Origin of the sequence: Nocardioides sp., assembly GCF_041913365.1 — a bacterium.
GTDB lineage: Bacteria > Actinomycetota > Actinomycetes > Propionibacteriales > Nocardioidaceae > Nocardioides.
In genome coordinates this window covers 16,455-36,130 of sequence record NZ_JAYSFM010000020.1, presented here as the reverse complement: position 1 = coordinate 36,130, position 19,676 = coordinate 16,455, and the positions used below count along the sequence as shown (strand labels likewise).

General features: G+C 71.2%; 18 protein-coding genes. 13 read left to right on the top strand and 5 right to left on the bottom strand.

Annotated elements, in window-relative coordinates; all coding sequences use genetic code 11:
- Nucleotides 1-37 precede the first annotated feature (37 nt).
- The 13 genes from ACE3QY_RS21935 to ACE3QY_RS21875 all read left to right on the top strand — a co-directional run bounded on the left by ACE3QY_RS21935 (nt 38) and on the right by ACE3QY_RS21875 (nt 13,630).
- Nucleotides 38-508, top strand: coding sequence for a Rieske 2Fe-2S domain-containing protein (locus ACE3QY_RS21935; RefSeq protein WP_374458192.1), 471 nt, complete (start codon nt 38-40; stop codon nt 506-508).
- Nucleotides 509-658: 150 nt separating this feature from the next.
- The gene (locus ACE3QY_RS21930; RefSeq protein ID WP_374458191.1) at nt 659-1,360 is read left to right on the top strand and encodes a cytochrome c biogenesis CcdA family protein; all 702 of its coding nucleotides are present in this window, start codon (nt 659-661) and stop codon (nt 1,358-1,360) included.
- 140 nt (nt 1,361-1,500) lie between these two features.
- Complete coding sequence (locus ACE3QY_RS21925) at nt 1,501-3,684, top strand: hypothetical protein (protein ID WP_374458190.1); 2,184 nt, start codon at nt 1,501-1,503, stop codon at nt 3,682-3,684.
- Between the two features lie 66 nt (nt 3,685-3,750).
- Complete coding sequence (uvrC, locus tag ACE3QY_RS21920) at nt 3,751-5,730, top strand: excinuclease ABC subunit UvrC (protein ID WP_374458189.1); 1,980 nt, start codon at nt 3,751-3,753, stop codon at nt 5,728-5,730.
- Between the two features lie 2 nt (nt 5,731-5,732).
- Nucleotides 5,733-6,608, top strand: a complete 876-nt coding sequence (gene rapZ, locus ACE3QY_RS21915) for an RNase adapter RapZ (protein ID WP_374458188.1) — start codon at nt 5,733-5,735, stop codon at nt 6,606-6,608.
- Between the two features lies 1 nt (nt 6,609).
- Nucleotides 6,610-7,581 carry a uridine diphosphate-N-acetylglucosamine-binding protein YvcK gene (gene yvcK / locus ACE3QY_RS21910; protein ID WP_374458187.1) on the top strand — a complete coding sequence of 324 codons (972 nt, stop codon included), beginning with the start codon at nt 6,610-6,612 and terminating at the stop codon, nt 7,579-7,581.
- 32 nt (nt 7,582-7,613) lie between these two features.
- The gene (gene whiA, locus ACE3QY_RS21905; RefSeq protein ID WP_374458186.1) at nt 7,614-8,600 is read left to right on the top strand and encodes a DNA-binding protein WhiA; all 987 of its coding nucleotides are present in this window, start codon (nt 7,614-7,616) and stop codon (nt 8,598-8,600) included.
- Nucleotides 8,601-8,804: 204 nt separating this feature from the next.
- The gene (gene gap, locus ACE3QY_RS21900; protein ID WP_374458185.1) at nt 8,805-9,800 is read left to right on the top strand and encodes a type I glyceraldehyde-3-phosphate dehydrogenase; all 996 of its coding nucleotides are present in this window, start codon (nt 8,805-8,807) and stop codon (nt 9,798-9,800) included.
- A 5-nt stretch (nt 9,801-9,805) separates the two neighbouring features.
- Complete coding sequence (pgk, locus tag ACE3QY_RS21895) at nt 9,806-11,008, top strand: phosphoglycerate kinase (protein ID WP_374458184.1); 1,203 nt, start codon at nt 9,806-9,808, stop codon at nt 11,006-11,008.
- Nucleotides 11,009-11,033: 25 nt separating this feature from the next.
- Entirely contained in the window at nt 11,034-11,804 is a 771-nt protein-coding gene (tpiA, locus tag ACE3QY_RS21890) for a triose-phosphate isomerase (RefSeq protein ID WP_374458203.1), read from the top strand.
- 43 nt (nt 11,805-11,847) lie between these two features.
- A complete protein-coding gene (secG, locus tag ACE3QY_RS21885; RefSeq protein ID WP_374458183.1) occupies nt 11,848-12,087 on the top strand; it encodes a preprotein translocase subunit SecG in 240 nt (79 codons plus the stop codon).
- A gap of 31 nt (nt 12,088-12,118) precedes the next feature.
- Complete coding sequence (locus ACE3QY_RS21880) at nt 12,119-12,478, top strand: RNA polymerase-binding protein RbpA (RefSeq protein WP_082550702.1); 360 nt, start codon at nt 12,119-12,121, stop codon at nt 12,476-12,478.
- A 333-nt stretch (nt 12,479-12,811) separates the two neighbouring features.
- The gene (locus ACE3QY_RS21875; RefSeq protein ID WP_374458182.1) at nt 12,812-13,630 is read left to right on the top strand and encodes a hypothetical protein; all 819 of its coding nucleotides are present in this window, start codon (nt 12,812-12,814) and stop codon (nt 13,628-13,630) included.
- An 85-nt stretch (nt 13,631-13,715) separates the two neighbouring features.
- On the opposite strand, the gene pgl is transcribed toward ACE3QY_RS21875, so the two are convergent.
- Genes pgl through tal form a run of 5 tightly spaced genes read right to left on the bottom strand, consistent with a single transcriptional unit; the run spans nt 13,716 to nt 19,657 of the window.
- Entirely contained in the window at nt 13,716-14,459 is a 744-nt protein-coding gene (gene pgl / locus ACE3QY_RS21870; protein WP_374458181.1) for a 6-phosphogluconolactonase, read from the bottom strand.
- Entirely contained in the window at nt 14,456-15,370 is a 915-nt protein-coding gene (locus tag ACE3QY_RS21865; RefSeq protein WP_374458180.1) for a glucose-6-phosphate dehydrogenase assembly protein OpcA, read from the bottom strand. The genes pgl and ACE3QY_RS21865 overlap by 4 nt, the downstream gene beginning before the upstream one ends.
- Entirely contained in the window at nt 15,370-16,893 is a 1,524-nt protein-coding gene (gene zwf / locus ACE3QY_RS21860; RefSeq protein WP_374458179.1) for a glucose-6-phosphate dehydrogenase, read from the bottom strand. The genes ACE3QY_RS21865 and zwf overlap by 1 nt, the downstream gene beginning before the upstream one ends.
- Nucleotides 16,893-18,545, bottom strand: a complete 1,653-nt coding sequence (pgi, locus tag ACE3QY_RS21855) for a glucose-6-phosphate isomerase (RefSeq protein ID WP_374458178.1) — start codon at nt 18,543-18,545, stop codon at nt 16,893-16,895. The genes zwf and pgi overlap by 1 nt, the downstream gene beginning before the upstream one ends.
- A complete protein-coding gene (tal, locus tag ACE3QY_RS21850) occupies nt 18,542-19,657 on the bottom strand; it encodes a transaldolase (RefSeq protein ID WP_374458177.1) in 1,116 nt (371 codons plus the stop codon). Before tal ends, pgi begins: the two co-directional genes overlap by 4 nt.
- Nucleotides 19,658-19,676 lie beyond the last annotated feature (19 nt).

Here is a 19,676-nt window from a genome sequence, read left to right as displayed (position 1 = left end):
CAGGGTCCTCTCAGGACCGCTGGCTACTGTCCGAGCCATGACAGCGATCAACAGACGTCGTGCCCTGTCCGGTTCCGCTGCGATCGCTGTGGGGGTGCCGGTCCTCGCCGCGTGCGGCTCGGACAGCTCCAACGCCGAGGACTCCTCAGGCTCCGACGACACCGGGTCGGGTGACAGCGGGGACAGCGCTGGCGGCGACAATGGCGGCGGCGGCACCAGCGGCGAGGTGCTCGCGTCGGCCGCCGACGTGCCGGTCGGGGGCTGCTTCGTGGTGTCCGGCGCCAAGGTCGTGGTGACGCAGCCGAGCGAGGGCGACTTCAAGGCCTTCACCGCGGTGTGCACCCACCGCGGCTGCTTGGTCGAGTCGAGCACGGAGGGCGACATCCCGTGTCCGTGCCACAGCAGCAAGTTCTCCCTGGACGACGGCTCCCCACTGGCCGGCCCGGCCACGACAGCGTTGGAGGCAGTCGAGATCTCGGTGGACGGGGACTCGATCTCCCGGGCCTGACCTCGTCCCGCTTCGTGCCCTGGGCCCTGGCGCGACTACGATCTGGGGAGGTCGCGCGGCGGGTGCCGCGCCACCTTCGAGCCCGGCGTACGGACGATGAACGTGGCCGGGTGTGAGCGGCAGGAGGACGACATCAGCGACAATCTCGTGGTGGCGACACCTCTCGCGCTGCTCGCGGGCATCGTGTCGTTCTTCTCCCCGTGCATCCTGCCGCTGGTGCCCGCCTACCTGTCGTACGCCACCGGCCTCGCCGTGACCGACATCGCGGACGGCGCGGTCAAGCGGTCGCGGATGCTGACCGGCGCCGTGCTGTTCGTGTCCGGCTTCGGCGTCGTGTTCGTGGCGCTGGGCGTGGCCGCCGGGAGCCTGGGCTGGTTCACCTGGCGCCACATGGACTCGTTCACGATCGTCCTGGGGCTGCTGATGATCGCTTCCGGAGTGGTCTTCCTGGGCCTCGTGCCGTCGCCCAGCCGGGTCATCCCCGTGCGACGGCTCCCCGGGGTGGGGCTCGGCTTCGCCCCCGTCCTCGGGGCGATGTTCGCCGTGGTGTGGCTCCCGTGCGTCGGCCCCGTGCTGGGCGCCATCCTGACGATGGCCTCGTCCTCGACCTCCCCGGTCCAGGGCGGGCTGCTGCTCGCCGTCTACACGGTCGGCTTCGGGTTGCCGTTCCTCGCCGCAGCGCTCGTGTGGCACGTCGCTCTGCGGGCCTTCCGGCTGATCAGCAACCACCGCCGCGCCGTCAACGTCGTCGCGGGCGTGGTGATGGTGGGGATCGGGATCGCGATGCTGCTGGGCTGGTGGACCTACCTCACGCAGTGGGCGCAGCTGCAGGCGGTCGAGCTCCTCTACTAGCCGGCGTCACCGGAAGAGCCGGCCGCCGCACCGGTGCTCGCCCCGCCCGTCGACCGATCCGTAGGTGTGAGGCGGCAGCTCGTGGGACACAATGCTCCCCGGACGCCCCGGACGGGGGCACGGCGCAGGGGGAGCACCACATGTCGTTGAAGGCTGTTCGGGCACGGGTCACGGTAGCGACGGCAGCAGCCGTCACGGCCGCGCTGCTGACACCCACGCAGGGCGGCGCGGCCGCCCCGTCGGGCGCGGCGCGCAACACGGTGGAGGTCTCGGGCACCGTCCTGGTGACCGCTGGCGAGGACGGGGACGCCGACCGCTACTCCCTGCTGCTGCCGTCGGGCCGCACCATCGAGCTGGCCGACGGGTTCACCGCCGAGCCGCTGTCGGCCTTCGCCGGCACCGTCGCCGTCCCGGGCACCGGCTCGGGTGCGCGGCTGACCGGCTCGATGCGCGCCACCACGCTGCGGCGTGCGGCGACGTCCGGCACGCCGATGAAGGTCGTCTCCGCCCGCACGTCCGCGCCGGCGCCGTCGCCCGGCCCGACCAACCACACGACGTACGTCGCCAAGGTGACCAACTTCGGCGCGATCGGTCTGACCGACGCCCAGATCCTCGCGACCGTCGACGCCTCGCAGGCCTACTGGGTGCGGGAGTCCAGCGGCCAGGTCCCGTCCTGGACCCGCGCCACCGGCGTGGTGCCCGTCGCGTCGAGCGCCGGCTCGCCGAGCGACTGCGGGCTCGGCAACGGCGGCGCCAGCTTCGGCGCGATCGTCCAGGCGGTGGGGAGTGCCGCCTTCCCGGGCGTCGACTTCTCGGGCAACACGGCCAACCACCTCGTCGTGGTCGTGCCCAACGGCTGCGGCGGAACGACCAGCGGCCGCGGTCGGATCGGCAGCACGTTCGCCAACGGCGGCCCGGTCATCATCGACGCGCGGCCCCAGCCGCAGCCGACGCTCGACCACGAGTTCGGCCACAACCTCGGCCTGCAGCACGCCAACAACACCGCCGCCGAGTACGGCGACGTCTACGAGGTCATGGGTGCGGGGCCCGACCAGTACAGCAGCCCCGTCCTCGGCACGGTCTACCGCTGGGAGCAGGGGATCATCGGGGCCGGCGAGACGGTCGACGGCAGCGCGGGCGGCTCCTGGGCGCTCGCCGCACGGTCCGCGACCGCCGGCCTACGCGGCGTCGTCTTCATCGACCCGGACAACGGCCGCCGGATGTTCGTCGACTACCGCACCGGCGCCGGCAACGACGCCGGCACCTGCTACGTCTCCGGCTCCTGCAACTACACGAGCGGCAAGTACGGCCAGAACTACCTCACCGGCCTCACCGTCACCCGCGAGAACGAGTCCAGCGGCGCCTTCCTCATGCCGGTGCCCGGCAACGACGGCGTGCTGACCGGCGGCGAGGCCTGGTCCAACGGCAGCGGGCGGTTCAAGGTCGCCGGCAACGGCAGCACCGTGACGATCACCCGCGGTCCTGCCGCGGGCACCGTGTCCGGCGGCACCGCCGGCATGTCCGCGCCCACCGCGCTGCGCGACGTGACGGCCAGCGGCTCCGGCTTCACCCCGGCCCCGGGTGGCTACCGCTACCAGTGGCTGTTCAACGGCCAGCCCGTCCCCGGTGCGGAGGACGCGACCTTCCGGCCCACCGCCGCGATGGCGGGCGGGGCGCTCAGCGTCACCGTGACGGCGTACGCCCCCGGCTACGACCCGGTCTCGCGCACCTCCGCGCCGCAGACCGTCGCGCCGGCCGCCTGGTACGCCAACGGCACCCGCCGCTACCCCGAGATCACGGGCAGCACGCGCGTCGGCGGCACCCTCACCGCGCTGGGCCTGGACTGGGTGAACTACTACAACGAGAAGCCGGCCGGCTACACGACCGTCTACCAGTGGACCCGCAACGGCAACGCCATCAAGGGCGCCACGGCCAGCACCTACCGCCTGACGTCGAAGGACAAGGGCAAGAAGATCCAGGTCACCGAGTACCCCCGCGCCGCCGGCTACGCCACCACGTCGTACGCCAGGTCGGAGGCGACCGGCAAGATCCGGATCGGCCGCCTGGTCACCAAGCGCCCGACGATCAGCGGCAAGGTGAAGGTCGGCAAGCGCGTCACGGCGCGCGCGAAGGGCTGGACCAACGGGACGAAGTTCTCCTACCAGTGGTTCATCGGCAAGAAGAAGATCCGGGGAGCGACCTCCAAGAAGCTGCGCATCACCCGGTCGATGCGCGGCAAGAAGCTCGTGGTCAAGGTGACCGGCAAGAAGAAGGCGTTCGTCAAGGCCTCGGCGAAGTCGAAGCCCACGAAGGTGAAGAAGTGAGCTGACGCCCGACCGGGCGGCCCCCACCCGCACGTCGGTGTCGGGGGCCGCCCGTAGGGTTGGCGGGTGGCCACGCCGAGCTCTTATCGACCCGCACCGGGGTCGATCCCGACCAAGCCGGGGGTCTACCGCTTCCGCGACGCCAAGGGCCGCGTGATCTACGTCGGCAAGGCCAAGAGCCTGCGCCCGCGGCTGTCGTCGTACTTCCAGGACATCGGCAACCTCCACCCGCGCACGGCCACGATGGTGACCACCGGCGCGAGCGTCGAGTGGACCGTCGTCGACACCGAGGTCGAGGCCCTCCAGCTGGAGTACAGCTGGATCAAGGAGTTCGACCCGCGGTTCAACGTGAAGTACCGCGACGACAAGTCCTACCCGTGGCTCGCGGTGACGGTCGGCGAGGAGTTCCCGCGGGTCATGGTCGGGCGCGGCGCCAAGCGCAAGGGCACCCGCTACTTCGGCCCCTACAGCCACGCCTGGGCGATCCGCGAGACCGTCGACCTGTTGCTGCGCGTCTTCCCGATGCGCTCGTGCAGCAACGGCGTCTTCAAGCGGTCCTCGCAGATCGGGCGGCCGTGCCTGCTGGGCTACATCGACAAGTGCTCCGCCCCCTGCGTCGGCAGCGTCACGCCCGAGCAGCACCGCGAGATCGTCGACGACTTCTGCGACTTCATGGCCGGCAACACCGCCGCCTTCACCCGGCGCATCGAGAAGGAGATGTACGCCGCCTCCGAGGCGCTCGACTTCGAGAAGGCCGCCCGGCTGCGCGACGACCTCGGCGCCCTCAACAAGGCCCTGGAGAAGCAGGCCGTCGTGCTCGGCGACGGCACCGACGCCGACGTGATCGCCCTCGCCGAGGACCCGCTCGAGGTCGCCGTGCAGATCTTCTACGTCCGCGGCGGCCGGATCCGCGGCCAGCGCGGCTGGGTCGCCGACCGCACCGACGAGGGCGGCACGCCTGAGCTCGTCCAGGACTTCGTGCTCCAGCTCTACGGAGGGGAGAGCGACTCGATCCCGCGCGAGGTGCTGGTGCCCGCGCTGCCGCCGGACTCCGGCGTGCTCGAGGAGCTGCTCACCGAGCGGCGGGGGAGCAAGGTCGCCATCCGGGTGCCCCAGCGCGGCGACAAGCGCGACCTGCAGCAGACGGTCGCCACCAACGCCGCACAGGCGCTCGCGCTCCACAAGACCAAGCGCGCCAGCGACCTGACGACCCGCAACCGCGCGCTGGAGGAGATCCAGCAGTCGCTCTCGCTCGACGAGGTGCCGCTGCGCATCGAGTGCTACGACGTCTCCAACCTCCAGGGCACCGAGGTGGTCGCCTCGATGGTCGTCTTCGAGGACGGCCTCGCGCGCAAGTCCGAGTACCGCCGCTTCGTGATCCGCGGCGTCGACGGCCAGAACGACGTGGCCTCGATGCACGAGGTGATCACCCGGCGGTTCCGGCGACTGCTCGACGAACAGGCGCGGAGCGAGACGGTCTCTACCGACTCCGGCCCGATGCTCGTCGACCCGGAGACCGGGCGGCCCCGGAAGTTCGCCTACGCACCGTCGCTCGTCGTCGTCGACGGCGGCCCGCCGCAGGTGGCCGCCGCCGAGCAGGCGCTGGCCGACCTCGGCGTGAACGACATCCCGGTCTGCGGCCTGGCCAAGCGGCTCGAGGAGGTCTGGCTGCCGGGGGAGGAGGACCCGGTGATCATGGCCCGCACCAGCGAGGGCCTCTACCTCCTCCAGCGGATCCGCGACGAGGCCCACCGCTTCGCGATCACCCACCACCGCAACCGCCGCTCCAAGTCGATGGTCGAGAGCGCCCTCGACGACGTGCCCGGGCTCGGCGAGGTGCGTCGCAAGACCCTCCTCAAGCACTTCGGCTCGCTGAAGAAGCTGCGCGAGGCGGAGGTCGACCAGATCGCGCTGGTGCCGGGCATCGGGCCCCGCACCGCGACCGCGATCAAGGACGCGGTCGCGAAGGCCGACGCGACCCGCAAGACTTCTGCCAAGGCGCCGACGGTCAACACCGCGACGGGCGAGATCATCGAGGAGGACTGAGCATGTCGCTCACCGAGCAGGCTCCCGGCGAGCTGGTCATCGTCACGGGCATGACCGGGGCCGGGCGCAGCACCGCGGCCAAGGAGCTGGAGGACCTCGGCTTCTTCGTCGTCGACAACCTCCCGCCGACCCTGGTCCGCGACGTGGTCCGGCTCGTCGACGACAGCCGCGGCATCCACCAGCCGATCGCCGTGGTGGTCGACGTGCGCTCGGGGTCGTTCTTCGACTCGCTCCAGGCCAACCGCCACCAGCCGGTGACGGGGCGGCCCACGACGCTGCTCTTCCTCGAGGCCAGTGACGAGGTGCTCGTCCGGCGCCAGGAGGCGGCCCGCCGCCCGCACCCCCTCCAGGCCGGCGGCCGGCTGCTCCACGGCCTGCAGCGCGAGCGCGACGTGATGGCCGACATCCGCGGTGACGCCGACGTGCTGCTCGACACGACGAACTTCAACGTCCACCAGCTGCAGGACCGGATCGCCTCGTTGTTCGGCACCGAGGCCTCGACGCGGCTCAAGGTGACCGTGATCAGCTTCGGCTTCAAGTACGGCATCCCCGTCGACGCCGACTGGGTCGCCGACATGCGGTTCCTGCCCAACCCGCACTGGGTGCCCGAGCTGCGCCCGCAGAACGGCCGCGACCCCGAGGTGTCGGCGTACGTCCTCTCGCAGCCGGGTGCCGGGACCTTCCTCGAGCAGTACCTCCCGGTCCTCACGACCGTGGCGCAGGGGTACATGGAGGAGGGCAAGCGCTTCATGCAGGTCGCCGTGGGCTGCACGGGCGGCAAGCACCGCAGCGTGGCGATGACCGAGGCGATCGCCGGGCTGCTGCGCGAGGCCGGGCACGACGTCAGCACCGCCCACCGCGACCTCGGCAGGGAGTGACGTGGCGCGCCACACCGCGCAGGCCGCGGTCGCACTCGGTGGGGGGCACGGCCTCGCGGCCACCCTGTCGGCGCTGCGGCGCCTCCACGACGACCTCACCATCGACGACCTCACGGCCGTCGTCACCGTCGCCGACAACGGCGGCTCGTCCGGGCGCCTGCGGGGCGAGTTCGGCGTGCTGCCGCCGGGAGACCTCCGGATGGCGCTGGCCGCGCTGTGCGGCGACGACGAGTGGGGCCGCACCTGGGCCGACGTCGTCCAGCACCGGTTCGCCGGCGACGGCGAGATGCGGGGGCACGTCACCGGCAACCTGCTGATCGTCTCGCTCTGGGAGCTGATGGGCGACCACGTCCGCGCGCTCGACTGGATGGGGCGGCTGCTCGGCGCCCACGGTCGGGTGCTGCCGATGGCGACCACGCCCATGGACATCACCGCCCGGATCCGGGGCGCCGACCCGGCCGACCCCTCGGGCGTCGCCGTCGTACGCGGTCAGGTCGAGGTGGCGACCAGCGCAGGCCAGATCGAGTCCGTGGCCCTCGTGCCGGAGGACCCGGAGGCGTGCGCGGAGGCCGTCGAGGCGATCCGCTCCGCCGAGTGGGTGGTGCTCGGTCCCGGCTCGTGGTTCACCTCGGTCATCCCGCACCTGATGGTGCCCGGCCTGCGGCGCGCCCTCGCCGAGACCGAGGGTCGGCTGGTCGTGGTGCTCAACCTCGAGGCGCAGGCGGGGGAGACCACCGGCTTCGGGCCCGAGGACCACCTCGCGGCCCTCTTCGAGCACGCCCCCGACCTCACCGTGCACGCCGTGCTCGTCGACGCCACCTCGGTGGGCGAGGACCGCGAGCAGCTCGCCAAGGTCGTCGGAGACCGGGGCGCACGCCTGGTCGTCGAGGACATCGCGGTCCCCGGTGAGCCTCGTCACGATCCCGAGCGGCTGGCCGCGGCGTTCCGCAAGATCGTGGAGGGAAGCGGCTGAGGGTCGTTGACCCGCATGGCAGGATTCCGACCATGGCAATGACGGCACAGGTGAAGGCAGAGCTCGCCTCCACCCAGATCACCAAGACCTGCTGCCGGAAGGCCGAGGTTGCCTCCATGCTCCGCTTCGCGGGCGGCCTCCACATCGTGAGCGGTCGCATCGTCGTCGAGGCCGAGCTCGACACCGGCGCCGCTGCGCGGCGGCTGCGCAAGGACATCTCCGAGGTCTACGGACACCCCTCCGACGTGGTGATGGTGCAGGGCAACGGCATCCGCAAGGGCAGCCGCTACATCGTGCGGGTGACGAAGGACGGCGAGGCCCTGGCCCGCCAGACCGGCCTGCTCGACCAGCGCGGTCGCCCGGTCCGCGGGCTCCCGCCGGCCGTGGTGAGCGGCGGCGGCTGCGACGCCGTCGCGGCGTGGCGCGGCGCCTTCCTCGCCCACGGCTCGCTCACCGAGCCCGGCCGGTCGTCCTCGCTCGAGATCACCTGCCCCGGCCCGGAGGCCGCCCTCGCGATCGTCGGCGTGGCCCGGCGCCTGGGGATCTCCGCCAAGGCGCGCGAGGTCCGCGGCGTCGACCGCGTGGTGATCCGCGACGGCGACGCCATCGGTGCGCTGCTGACGCGCCTGGGCGCGCACGAGTCGCTGATGGCGTGGGAGGAGCGCCGGATGCGGCGCGAGGTCCGTGCCACCGCCAACCGGCTGGCCAACTTCGACGACGCCAACCTGCGTCGCTCCGCCCGCGCGGCCGTGGCCGCCGGCGCCCGCGTCGAGCGGGCGCTGGAGATCCTCGGCGAGGAGATCCCCGACCACCTCCGCCAGGCCGGGCACCTCCGGCTCGAGCACAAGCAGGCCTCCCTCGAGGAGCTCGGCCAGCTCCACGACCCGGTCCTCACCAAGGACGCCATCGCCGGTCGCATCCGGCGGCTGCTCGCCATGGCCGACAAGCGCGCTGAGGAGCTCGGCATCCCCGACACCGAGGCCTCGCTGACCCCGGAGATGCTCGCCGACGAGGCCTGACAGGGGGCCGTTCGGCCCTTGCGCCGGGCCTACCGGCCTGTGACGCTCGTCGTGGGCTTGGAACGATCCAAGGTTACCTGTCCGTACCGCGGGAGACTGCGGTTCTGGGCGGCGCCGACACCCGATAGGGTCGACGCAGGTCACCAAAGGCCCAGTTGTCCACGGGGTCACCGAAGGCCCCACACCTCAAGGAGACATGCACCCATGACCGTCCGCGTAGGTATCAACGGCTTCGGCCGCATCGGCCGCAACTTCTTCCGCGCCGTCCGGGCGTCGGGCGCCGACATCGAGATCGTCGGCGTGAACGACCTCACCGACAACGCGTCGCTCGCCAACCTGCTCAAGTTCGACTCGATCCTGGGCCGGCTCGACGCCGACGTCTCCAGCGACGACACCTCGATCAAGGTCGGCGACCAGAGCATCGCCGCGTTCGCCGAGCGCGACCCGTCCGCCCTCAAGTGGGGCGACCTCGGTGTCGACGTGGTCGTGGAGTCCACCGGCTTCTTCACCGACGCGACCAAGGCCAAGGCCCACGTCGACGCCGGCGCCAAGAAGGTCATCATCTCCGCGCCCGCCTCCAACGAGGACATCACCATCGTGATGGGCGTCAACCACGAGCTCTACGACCCCTCGGCGCACACGGTCATCTCCAACGCCTCGTGCACGACCAACTGCCTCGCGCCCATGGCCAAGGCGCTCAACGACGGCCTCGGCATCACCAAGGGCCTGATGACGACCATCCACGCCTACACCGCCGACCAGAACCTGCAGGACAACATCCACAAGGACCCGCGCCGCGCCCGCGCCGCCGCGCTCAACATGGTCCCGACCTCGACCGGTGCCGCCAAGGCCATCGGCCTCGTGCTGCCCGAGCTCAAGGGCAAGCTCGACGGCTACGCCATGCGCGTCCCGGTCCCGACCGGCTCGGCGACCGACCTCACCTTCGAGGCCTCGCGCGAGACCTCCGTCGACGAGGTCAACGAGATCGTCAAGGCGGCCGCCGACGGCCGGTTCCTGAAGTACTCCACCGACCCGCTGGTGTCGACCGACATCGTCACCGACCCGGCCTCGTGCATCTTCGACGCGCCGTTGACCAAGGTCATCGGCAACCAGGTCAAGGTCCTCGGCTGGTACGACAACGAGTGGGGCTACTCCAACCGCCTCGCCGACCTGATCACGCACGTCGGCTCCTCGCTCTGAGCTCGATGTCCGACATCACCTCGCTGGGTGACCTGACGGGCAAGCGCGTCCTGGTCCGCTCGGACCTCAACGTGCCCCTCGACGGCACCACCATCACCGACGACGGCCGGATCCGCGCGAGCGTGCCGACCATCAAGCAGCTGTCCGACGCAGGGGCCCGGGTGGTCGTCACCGCCCACCTGGGCCGCCCGGACGGCTCGCCCGACCCGAAGTACTCGCTGCAGCCGGTCGCCGCGAGGCTCTCCGAGCTCCTCGAGCGTCCCGTCGCGTTCGCCACCGACACCGTCGGCGCCAGTGCGGCCGAGACCGTCGCCGCCCTCGGCGATGGCGAGGTCGCGGTGCTGGAGAACGTCCGGTTCAACGACGGCGAGACCAGCAAGGACGACGACGTCCGGGGCGCGTTCGCCGACCAGCTCGCGCAGCTCGCCGACGCCTTCGTCTCCGACGGCTTCGGCGTGGTCCACCGCAAGCAGGCGAGCGTGTACGACGTCGCGCTCCGGCTGCCATCCGCGATGGGCGGGCTGGTCGCGGCCGAGGTCGACGTGCTCCGCCGGCTCACCGAGCACCCCGAGCGCCCCTACGTCGTGGTGCTGGGCGGCTCGAAGGTGTCCGACAAGCTCGGCGTCATCGACAACCTCATCGACAAGGCCGACAAGCTCCTCATCGGCGGCGGCATGGTCTTCACCTTCCTCAAGGCCCAGGGCCACGAGGTCGGCAAGAGCCTGCTCGAGGAGGACCAGCTCGACACCTGCAACCGCTACCTCACCGAGGCCGCGGACCGCGGGGTGGAGATCCTGCTCCCGACCGACGTCGTGGTCGACACGGCGTTCCCCTCGGGCGACCGGGAGCCCCAGCCCTCCGTCGTACCCGCCTCGGAGATCCCGGCCGACGCCCTCGGCCTGGACATCGGGCCGGAGTCGGCTCAGGCCTTCGCGGCTGCCTTGCGCGACGCGAAGACGGTCTTCTGGAACGGCCCGATGGGTGTGTTCGAGGTCGACGCCTTCGCGGAGGGCACGCGTGCGGTCGCCCAGGCGCTCACCGAGGTCGACGGGCTGTCCGTCGTCGGTGGCGGCGACTCGGCAGCGGCCGTCCGCAAGCTCGGTTTCGACGAGGCCGCGTTCGGCCACATCTCCACCGGCGGTGGCGCGTCGCTGGAGTTCCTGGAGGGCAAGGAGCTCCCGGGCATCGCCGTACTCGAGAGGGACTGACGTGGCTGAGAAGCGCACTCCGCTGATGGCGGGCAACTGGAAGATGAACCTCAACCACCAGGAAGCGGTGGTGCTCGTCCAGAAGCTCGCGTGGACGCTGTCCGACAAGCGGCACGACTACGGCAAGGTCGAGGTGGTCGTCGTGCCGCCGTTCACCGACATCCGCTCGGTGCAGACGCTCGTCGACGGTGACCGGCTGGCGATCCGCTACGGCGCGCAGGACGTGTCCGTGCACGACAACGGCGCCTACACCGGCGAGATCTCGGCGGCGATGCTGTCGAAGCTGGGCTGCTCCTACGTCGTGGTCGGCCACTCCGAGCGCCGGATGTACCACAACGAGAGCGACGAGCTGGTCAACGCCAAGGCCCACAAGGCCCTGGGGGCCGGCATGACGCCGATCGTGTGCGTCGGCGAGGGCCTCGACGTACGCCAGGCGGGGGAGCACGTCCCGTTCACGCTGACGCAGCTCGACGGCTCGCTCGACGGCTTCACCGCCGAGCAGGTCGCCGGCCTGGTCGTCGCCTACGAGCCCGTGTGGGCCATCGGCACCGGCGAGGTGGCCACCCCGGACGACGCGCAGGAGGTCTGCGCGGCGATCCGTGACCGGGTGCGCGAGGTGCACGGCGACGCTGCCGCCGACGGCCTACGCGTGCTCTACGGCGGGTCGGTCAAGGCCGCCAACGTCGGCGGGATCATGGACAAGGCCGACGTCGACGGCTGCCTGGTGGGCGGCGCCAGCCTGCAGGTCGACGAGTTCGGCGGCATCTGCCGGTTCTACGACATGCCCGTGCTGTGAGGCGCCCACCGCATCGTCGACGACGTGACGTAGGCTTCCGCTCGTGATTCTGCTCTTCACCATCCTGCTCGTCATTGCGAGCGCGATCATGATTCTGCTGGTGCTGCTCCACAAGGGACGTGGCGGCGGTCTGTCCGACATGTTCGGTGGCGGCGTGTCCAGCAGTCTGGGGGGATCGTCGGTGGCTGAGCGCAACCTCGACCGGTTCACGGTCGGGGTCGGCGTCATCTGGTTTGCCTGCATCATCGCCCTGGGCCTCCTCATGGCCTACCGGGGCAACTGATACCCCCGGTCCCCCGGGAGAAGGAGCTGTCGTGGCTGGTGGAGGAAACGCGATCCGCGGGAGTCGGGTCGGGGCTGGCCCCATGGGTGAGGCCGAGCGCGGCGAGGCCGCGCCCCGGCAGACCGTCACCTACTTCTGCAGTCATGACCACCGCTCGGTGGTGACGTTCGCGATCGAGGCCGCCGTGCCCGACTCGTGGGACTGCCCGAAGTGCGGCCTCCCGGCCAGCCTGGACAGCGAGAACCCGCCCCCGGCGCCGAAGATCGAGCCCTACAAGACGCACCTGGCCTACGTGAAGGAGCGTCGCAGCGAGACCGAGGCGGCCGACATCCTCGACGAGGCCGTCGCGCTCCTGCGCAGCCGCCGCAAGGCCGGCGAGATCATCTTCTGACCTCCCCCCTTCCTCCCCGTCCAGGACGGTGAGCGGGCGCTTCCTCCCCGTCCAGGACGGTGAGCGGGCACTTCCTCCCCGTCCAGGACGGTGACCGGGCACTTCATGTCCCGGGGCTGTGGATGACGCGAGCGGGGACCCCGCCCTTGGCGGCACCGTGGTCGCATGCATCTCATGCCGACGTGGGCACGCGACGCCGTCGTACTTGGTGTCGATGCGCCCCTGCCCCTCGACCACCCATTCACCGCACGGCAGGCCGACAGTCTCGGAGTCGGGGCGAGCCTTCGCGCCAGGTTGGTCGAGCGCGGGCTCATCAGACCCCTTCTGCGTGGAGTGTTCGTCGCCGCCCAGGTCGATGACTCGCTGAGGCTGCGCGTGGCGGCGCTCAAGCTCGTGGTGCCTGACCACGCGATCGTCGTGGATCGCACCGCGGCCTGGATCCACGAGGTCGACGCGCTCCCGCGGTCGGCGATCCATCGCATGCCCTCGCTCGACGTGGTGAGCAGCCTGGCGAGTCGCGTTCGGCGTCCTGGCATCGACAGCGGCATCAGGAACTTCACGGCAGCAGACCTGATGGTGCTCGACGGGCTGCGCGTCACCACGCCGCTGAGGACTGCCTGCGACCTCGGACGGCTCCTGTGGCGGTTCGACGCCCTTGCCGCGATCGACGGCTTCTTGAGGGCGGGACTCGACCACGCCGAGCTGCTCGCCGAGATCGACCGCTACAAGGGCTTCCGCGGCGTCGTGCAGCTGCGGACCCTCGCGCCGCTCGGCGACCGGAAGGCGGAGTCCCCACCGGAGAGCGCCCTACGGCTGCACTGGTACGACGCGGACATCGGCACGCCCGAGACCCAGATCTGGGTGTACGACGACGCAGGTCGGCCGAAGTACCGCATCGACGTCGGCGATCCCGAGGTCCACTACGGCGGCGAGTACTTCGGCGCGGAGTTCCACGGCGAGGACGCCGAGGAGCACGACGAGGCCCGGATCGCGTGGCTCGAGCGGGAGCGGGTCTGGAAGATCGACGTCTTCACCAACGACGATGTCTACGGTCGCGAGCTGGAGGCGGCGGATCGGCTGAGGAGGGGCTTCTTGATGGCGCAGGCGAGCCGAGGCCTCCGTCGGACGGCGTACGTCGACCTCGCGCGGTGACGGGACGGGGAGGAAGTGCCCGCTCGGCAGTCGGGACGGGGAGGAAGTGCCCGCTCGGCAGTCCGGACGGGGAGGAAGCGCCCGGTCAGCGCTGGGGGGCGGCCGCGTCGTCGAGCCACCAGATGGTCTCGACCGTGCCGCGGGGCACCCGGGCGGGGCACTCGACGGCCTCCGGGGAGCCGGGGGCGGCCGGGCCGGACAGCGCCATCGCGATCGCGTCGGCCTTGTCGGCGCCGGCGGCGACGAACCACACCGCGTTGCTGCGCTCCATCGCCTCGAAGGTGAGGGAGAGCCGCTCTGGCGGGGGCTTCGGCGACTCCTCCACGGGTACGACGATCGCGTCGGCGACCACGGCCGCCGGGTGCCCGGGGAAGAGCGAGGCCACGTGCCCGTCGGGGCCGATGCCGAGCATCAGCACCTCGAAGAAGCCCGCGCCACGCTCGCGCACGAGCGCGCTGTAGGCGTCGGCCGCCTCCGCGAGCGTGAGCCCCGCGTCGCTCGGCGGCATCACGTGCACGTTGTCGGGATCGACACCGACGGCGTCGATGAACGCCCGGTGGGCCTGCACCTCGTTGCGGTCGTCGGAGCCGGCCGGCAGCCACCGCTCGTCGCCCCACCAGAGCACGACCCGCGACCAGTCGACGCCCGAGTCGGCGGAGAGGCGGGCGATGGCGCGGTGGATCTCCTCGGCGATACTGCCCCCGGTCAGCCCGATCTGGGGCACCTCGCCACGCGCCTGGGCGGCGGCGAGCCGCTCGAGCAGCTCGGCGGCGACGTCGGTCGCGAGCTCCCCGCGGCTGGGGAACGGGCGGACCTCCGAGGCGCTCACTTCTTCCCGCCCTGGAGCTTGACCAGCTTGGCTGCGGTGGCGGCGTACATGTCGTCCTCGTCGAGGCGGCGCAGCTCCTCGGCGAGCAGGGCCGGGACCTCGCGTCGCTTGAGCGCCACGGGCCGGTCGGGCCGGTGGGGCGAGGAGAAGGTCGCCAGCCGGCCGTCGGAGCGCGAGATGCTGATCGGCCCCTCCTTGGTGTCCATGGTGACCTCGGTGATGCCGGGGCCGGCGGACGTGCCGCGCTCGACCGCGACCTTCAGCCGGTCGCACAGCCAGGCGACGAGCAGGTCGGCGCTCGGACTGATCTTCTCCGCGGTCACCTTGGCGCCCGTGACCTTCAGCGGGTGCTGGTCCAGCGCGGCCGCCAGCAGTGCCCGCCACGGCGTGAGCCGCGTCCACGCCAGGTCGGTGTTGCCGGGGGCGTAGGAGCGGCACTGGTTGAGCATCGCGGTCGACTTGCCGCGCGAGACGGCCGCGGCGTCGGTGATCCGACGCTGGGCGAGCCGCCCGAGCGGGTCGTCGGCCGGTTCGGGCGGTGCGGAGGTGGGCCACCAGATGGCGACGGGGGAGTCGGGGAGGAGCAGCGGCAGCACGACGGACTCGGCGTGCTTGACGACCTCGCCCTTGAGCCGGATCAGCGCGGTCTCGCCGCCCCAGCCGTCGCCACTGCCGACCTGGGCGTTGACGTGCGGCGCTCCGCGGCCGTCGCCGAGGATCACGCCGAGCACGCGCGACGGGTGCTCCCGCGAGGCACGCTTGGCGGCCTGCATCGCCTCGACGGCGTCCTCCTCGGGCGCGACGATGATCAGGGTCATCACCATGCCCATCGCCGGACTGCCGGCGCGGGTGCGCGCCCGCACGAACTCCGCGGCGATCTCGGCCGAGGTGGTGTCGGTCAGCTCGATCATCAGGGCCTCCTCCAGGAGCGGCCCTCGCGGGCCAGCATCGCGTCGGCGGACGCAGGCCCCCAGGTGCCGGAGTCGTACTGCTCGGGCTTGCCCTTCTTCGCCCAGTGCTCGAGCACCGGGTCGAGGATCTTCCAGGACAGCTCGACCTCCTCGTGGCGCGGGAACAGCGGCGGGTCGCCGAGCAGCACGTCGAGGATCAGCCGCTCGTACGCCTCGGCGCTGGCCTCGGTGAAGGAGCCGCCGTAGGCGAAGTCCATGTTGACGTCGCGGATCTCCATCGCGGTGCCCGGCACCTTGGAGCCGAACCGCATCGTCATGCCCTCGTCGGGCTGCACCCGGATCACCAGCGCGTTCTGGGTGAGGTCCTCGGTCGCCGTCTGCGTGAACGGCAGGTGGGGCGCGCGCTTGAACACGATCGCCACCTCCGTGACGCGCCGGCCCAGCCGCTTGCCGGTGCGGAGGTAGAACGGCACCCCGGCCCAGCGACGGGTGTCGCAATGCACCGTGATCGCGGCGTACGTCTCGGTGGTGGACGTCGCCTTGATGCCCTCCTCCTCGAGGAAGCCGTTGACCTTCTCGCCGCCCGCCCAGCCGGGGGCGTACTGCCCGCGCGCCGTGGTCAGGTCGAGCCGCTTGGGCAGGACCGTCGAGGCCAGCACCTTCTGCTTCTCGATGCGCAGGCTCTCGGCGTCGAAGGCGATCGGCTCCTCCATCGCGACCAGCGCCATCAGCTGGAGGAGGTGGTTCTGGATGACGTCGCGGGCGGCACCGATGCCGTCGTAGTAGCCGGCGCGGCCGCCGATGCCGATGTCCTCGGCCATGGTGATCTGCACGTGGTCGACGTAGTTGGAGTTCCAGATCGGCTCGAACATGTTGTTGGCGAAGCGCATCGCCAGGATGTTCTGCACCGTCTCCTTGCCGAGGTAGTGGTCGATCCGGAAGATCGATCCCGACGGGAAGACGCCGGCGAGGATGTCGTTGAGCTCCCGGGCGGACTCGAGGTCGTGCCCGAACGGCTTCTCCACGACCACCCGCCGCCACTGGTCCTCGCGGTGGTCGGCGAGCCCGTGCTCCTTGAGCTGGCCCACCACGGTGCCGAAGAAGCCGGGCGGGATGGCGAGGTAGAACGCCATGTTGCCGTTGGTGCCGCGGAGCTGGTCGAGCTCCTCGACGGTGCGGCGCAGCTGGTCGAAGGCGATGTCGTCGTCGAAGTTGCCCGGCACGAAGCGGAAGCCCTCGGAGAGCTGGTTCCACACCTCCTCGCGGAACGGCGTACGTGCGTGCTCACGGACCGCGTCGTGCACGATCTGCGCGAAGTCCTGGTCGGCCCAGTCGCGGCGTGCGAAGCCCACGAGGCTGAAGCCCGGCGGCAGGAGGCCGCGGTTCGCGAGGTCGTAGATCGCGGGCATGATCTTCTTGCGCGAGAGGTCGCCCGTCACACCGAACAGCACCATCCCGCACGGACCCGCGATGCGGGGGAGCCGGCGGTCCTGCGGGTCGCGGAGTGGGTTGACGTGGGTCATCAGGCTCGGTGCTCCTGGTAGTAGGAGATCAGGGACTGCGTGGACGGGTCCTGCTCGGCGAGGACGCCCGCGTCGCCGGACACCGCCGGGCCCAGCTGCTGGGCGAGCTGCTTGCCGAGCTCGACGCCCCACTGGTCGAAGCTGTCGATGCCCCACACCGCACCCTCGACGAAGGTGATGTGCTCGTAGAGCGCGACCAGCTGGCCGAGGACGCTCGGAGTGAGGGCGGGGGCCATGATCGACGTGGTCGGCCGGTTGCCGGGGAAGGTCCGGGCTGCGACCAGGTCCTCCGCGACGCCCTCGGCGCGTACCTCGTCGGCGGTCTTGCCGAAGGCGAGCGCCCGGGTCTGGGCGAAGAAGTTGGCCAGGAACAGCTCGTGGACGTCGGTGTCGCCGTCCGTCAGGGCGTACGCCGGGTTGGCGAAGGCGATGAAGTCCGCCGGGACCAGCCGGGTGCCCTGGTGGATGAGCTGGTAGAAGGCGTGCTGGCCGTTGGTGCCGGGCTCGCCCCAGAAGACCTCGCCGGTGTCGTGGCCGACCGCCTCGCCGTCCCACCGCACGCTCTTGCCGTTGGACTCCATGGTGAGCTGCTGGAGGTACGCCGGGAAGCGGTGCAGCAGCTGCGCGTAGGGGAGGACGGCGTGGGTGTGGGCACCGAGGAAGTTGACGTACCAGACGTTGAGCAGGCCCATCTTCATCGGGACGTTGGACTCGGCGGGTGCGGTGCGGAAGTGCTCGTCCATCGTGTGGAAGCCGGCCAGCAGGTCGGCGAAGTGCTCCGGCCCGATCGCCACCACGAGGGAGAGCCCGATGGCGGAGTCCATCGAGTAGCGGCCGCCGACCCAGTCCCAGAAGCCGAAGGCGTTGGCGGGGTCGATGCCGAAGTCGGCGACCTTGTCGAGCGCCGTCGAGACCGCGACGAAGTGCTGGACGACGGCCGCCGAGGCGTCGGTCCCCGACGGCAGCCGGTCGAGCAGCCAGGCCTTGCAGAGCCGCGCGTTGGTCAGGGTCTCGAGCGTGCCGAACGTCTTGCTGGAGACGATGAACAGCGTGGTCTCGGGGTCGAGGCCGGCGAGCTTCTGCCCGGCGTCGGTCGGGTCGATGTTGCTGATGAAGCGGCAGGTCAGCCCGTCCTGGCGGTAGGGCTCGAGCGCCTCGTAGGCCATCACCGGGCCTAGGTCGGAGCCGCCGATGCCGATGTTGACGACCGTCTCGATCCGCTTGCCGGTCACGCCGGTCCAGTCGCCGGAGCGCACGCGCTCCGCGAAGGCGTAGACACGGTCCAGCACCTCGTGCACGTCGGCGACGACGTCCTGGCCGTCGACCGTCAGCGCCGCGTCGGCGGGCAGCCGGAGGGCGGTGTGGAGCACGGCGCGGTCCTCGGTGACGTTGATGTGCTCACCGGCGAGCATGGCCGTACGCCGTCCGGCGAGGTCGACCTCGTCGGCCAGGCGCAGCAGCGCGGCCTCCACGTCGGAGTCCCAGAGGTTCTTCGACAGGTCGACGAGCAGGTCGCCCGCCGTGGCCGTCTGGTCCGCGACCCACGACGAGGTCACGGCCGCGCGCAGGTCCGGCTCGAACGCGTCGGCCAGCTGCTGGAGGTGCCCCCAGGCCGGCGTCGTCGTCGGGTCCACCGGCCCCCCGGACGTCATGCGCGCGCGGCCTCGAGCGACGCGGCCAGGGTCGTCTGGAGCTCGTCCCAGGCGACGACGAACTTGTCGACGCCCTCCTTGATCAGCACCTCGATCACGTCGTCGTAGTCGATGCCGGCCTCGGCGAGCGCGGCCATGTGGGCGTGCGCGTCGTCGTAGAACGGGCGGACCCGGTCGCCCCGCACCTCGCCGTGGTCGGCGACGGCGTCGAGGGTCTTCTCCGGCATGGTGTTGACGGTGTCCTCGACGACGAGGTCGACGACGTACATCGTGTCGTCGTAGTCGGGGTTCTTCACGCCCGTGGAGGCCCACAACGGCCGCTGCTTGCGGGCGCCCTCGGCCTCGAGCGCCTCCCAGCGCGGGCCGGCGAAGAACTCCTCGTACATCTGGAACGCCAGCCGGGCGTTGGCGACGCCCGCCTTGCCCTTGAGGTCGGGGTCGGTGCCCGGTCCTTCGGTCGTCGCCTCGAGCCGCTTGTCGATCTCGGTGTCGACGCGCGAGACGAAGAACGAGGCGACCGAGTGGATGTCGGCGAGCGCGTGGCCGTTGGCGAGGGCCTGCTCCAGGCCGGAGACGTAGGCCTCCATCACGTTGCGGTACTGCTCGAGCCCGAAGATCAGCGTCACGTTGACCGAGATGCCCGCCGCGATCGTCTCGGTGATCGCCGGCCAGCCCTCCTTGGTCCCCGGGATCTTGATGAGCAGGTTGGGCTCGCCCACGATCTTCCACAGCTCGGCGGCCTCGGCGACCGTCTCGGCCGTGTCGTGGGCCAGGCCGGGGGAGACCTCGATCGAGACCCGGCCGTCGACGCCGTCGGTGGCGTCGAAGACGGGGCGCATGACCTTGCAGGCCTCGCGCACGTCGTCGGTGGTGATGACCTGGGTGGCCCTGTCGACGTCGGCACCGGCCGCGGCCAGCTCGCGCACCTGGGCGTCGTAGCGCTCGCCGTCGGCCAGCGCGGCCTGGAAGATCGCCGGGTTGGACGTCACACCCACCACGTTGCTGTTCTTCACCAGGTCGGCGAGGTTGCCGGTCTCCAGGCGCTCGCGGGACAGGTCGTCGAGCCAGATGGACACCCCGGCGTCGGCCAGGGCCTTGAGGCGGTCGTTCATGGTGAACCTCCTGTGCGGT

Excerpts from the sequence above, each read along its gene's own strand:
- ACE3QY_RS21935 (WP_374458192.1), top strand. The coding sequence starts at position 38 with ATGACAGCGATCAACAGACGTCGTGCCCTGTCCGGTTCCGCTGCGATC.
- ACE3QY_RS21925 (WP_374458190.1), top strand. The coding sequence starts at position 1,501 with ATGTCGTTGAAGGCTGTTCGGGCACGGGTCACGGTAGCGACGGCAGCA.
- rapZ (WP_374458188.1), top strand. The coding sequence starts at position 5,733 with ATGTCGCTCACCGAGCAGGCTCCCGGCGAGCTGGTCATCGTCACGGGC.
- whiA (WP_374458186.1), top strand. The coding sequence starts at position 7,614 with ATGGCAATGACGGCACAGGTGAAGGCAGAGCTCGCCTCCACCCAGATC.
- gap (WP_374458185.1), top strand. The coding sequence starts at position 8,805 with ATGACCGTCCGCGTAGGTATCAACGGCTTCGGCCGCATCGGCCGCAAC.
- pgk (WP_374458184.1), top strand. The coding sequence starts at position 9,806 with ATGTCCGACATCACCTCGCTGGGTGACCTGACGGGCAAGCGCGTCCTG.
- tpiA (WP_374458203.1), top strand. The coding sequence starts at position 11,034 with ATGGCGGGCAACTGGAAGATGAACCTCAACCACCAGGAAGCGGTGGTG.
- ACE3QY_RS21865 (WP_374458180.1), bottom strand. The coding sequence starts at position 15,370 with ATGATCGAGCTGACCGACACCACCTCGGCCGAGATCGCCGCGGAGTTC.
- zwf (WP_374458179.1), bottom strand. The coding sequence starts at position 16,893 with ATGACCCACGTCAACCCACTCCGCGACCCGCAGGACCGCCGGCTCCCC.
- pgi (WP_374458178.1), bottom strand. The coding sequence starts at position 18,545 with ATGACGTCCGGGGGGCCGGTGGACCCGACGACGACGCCGGCCTGGGGG.
- tal (WP_374458177.1), bottom strand. The coding sequence starts at position 19,657 with ATGAACGACCGCCTCAAGGCCCTGGCCGACGCCGGGGTGTCCATCTGG.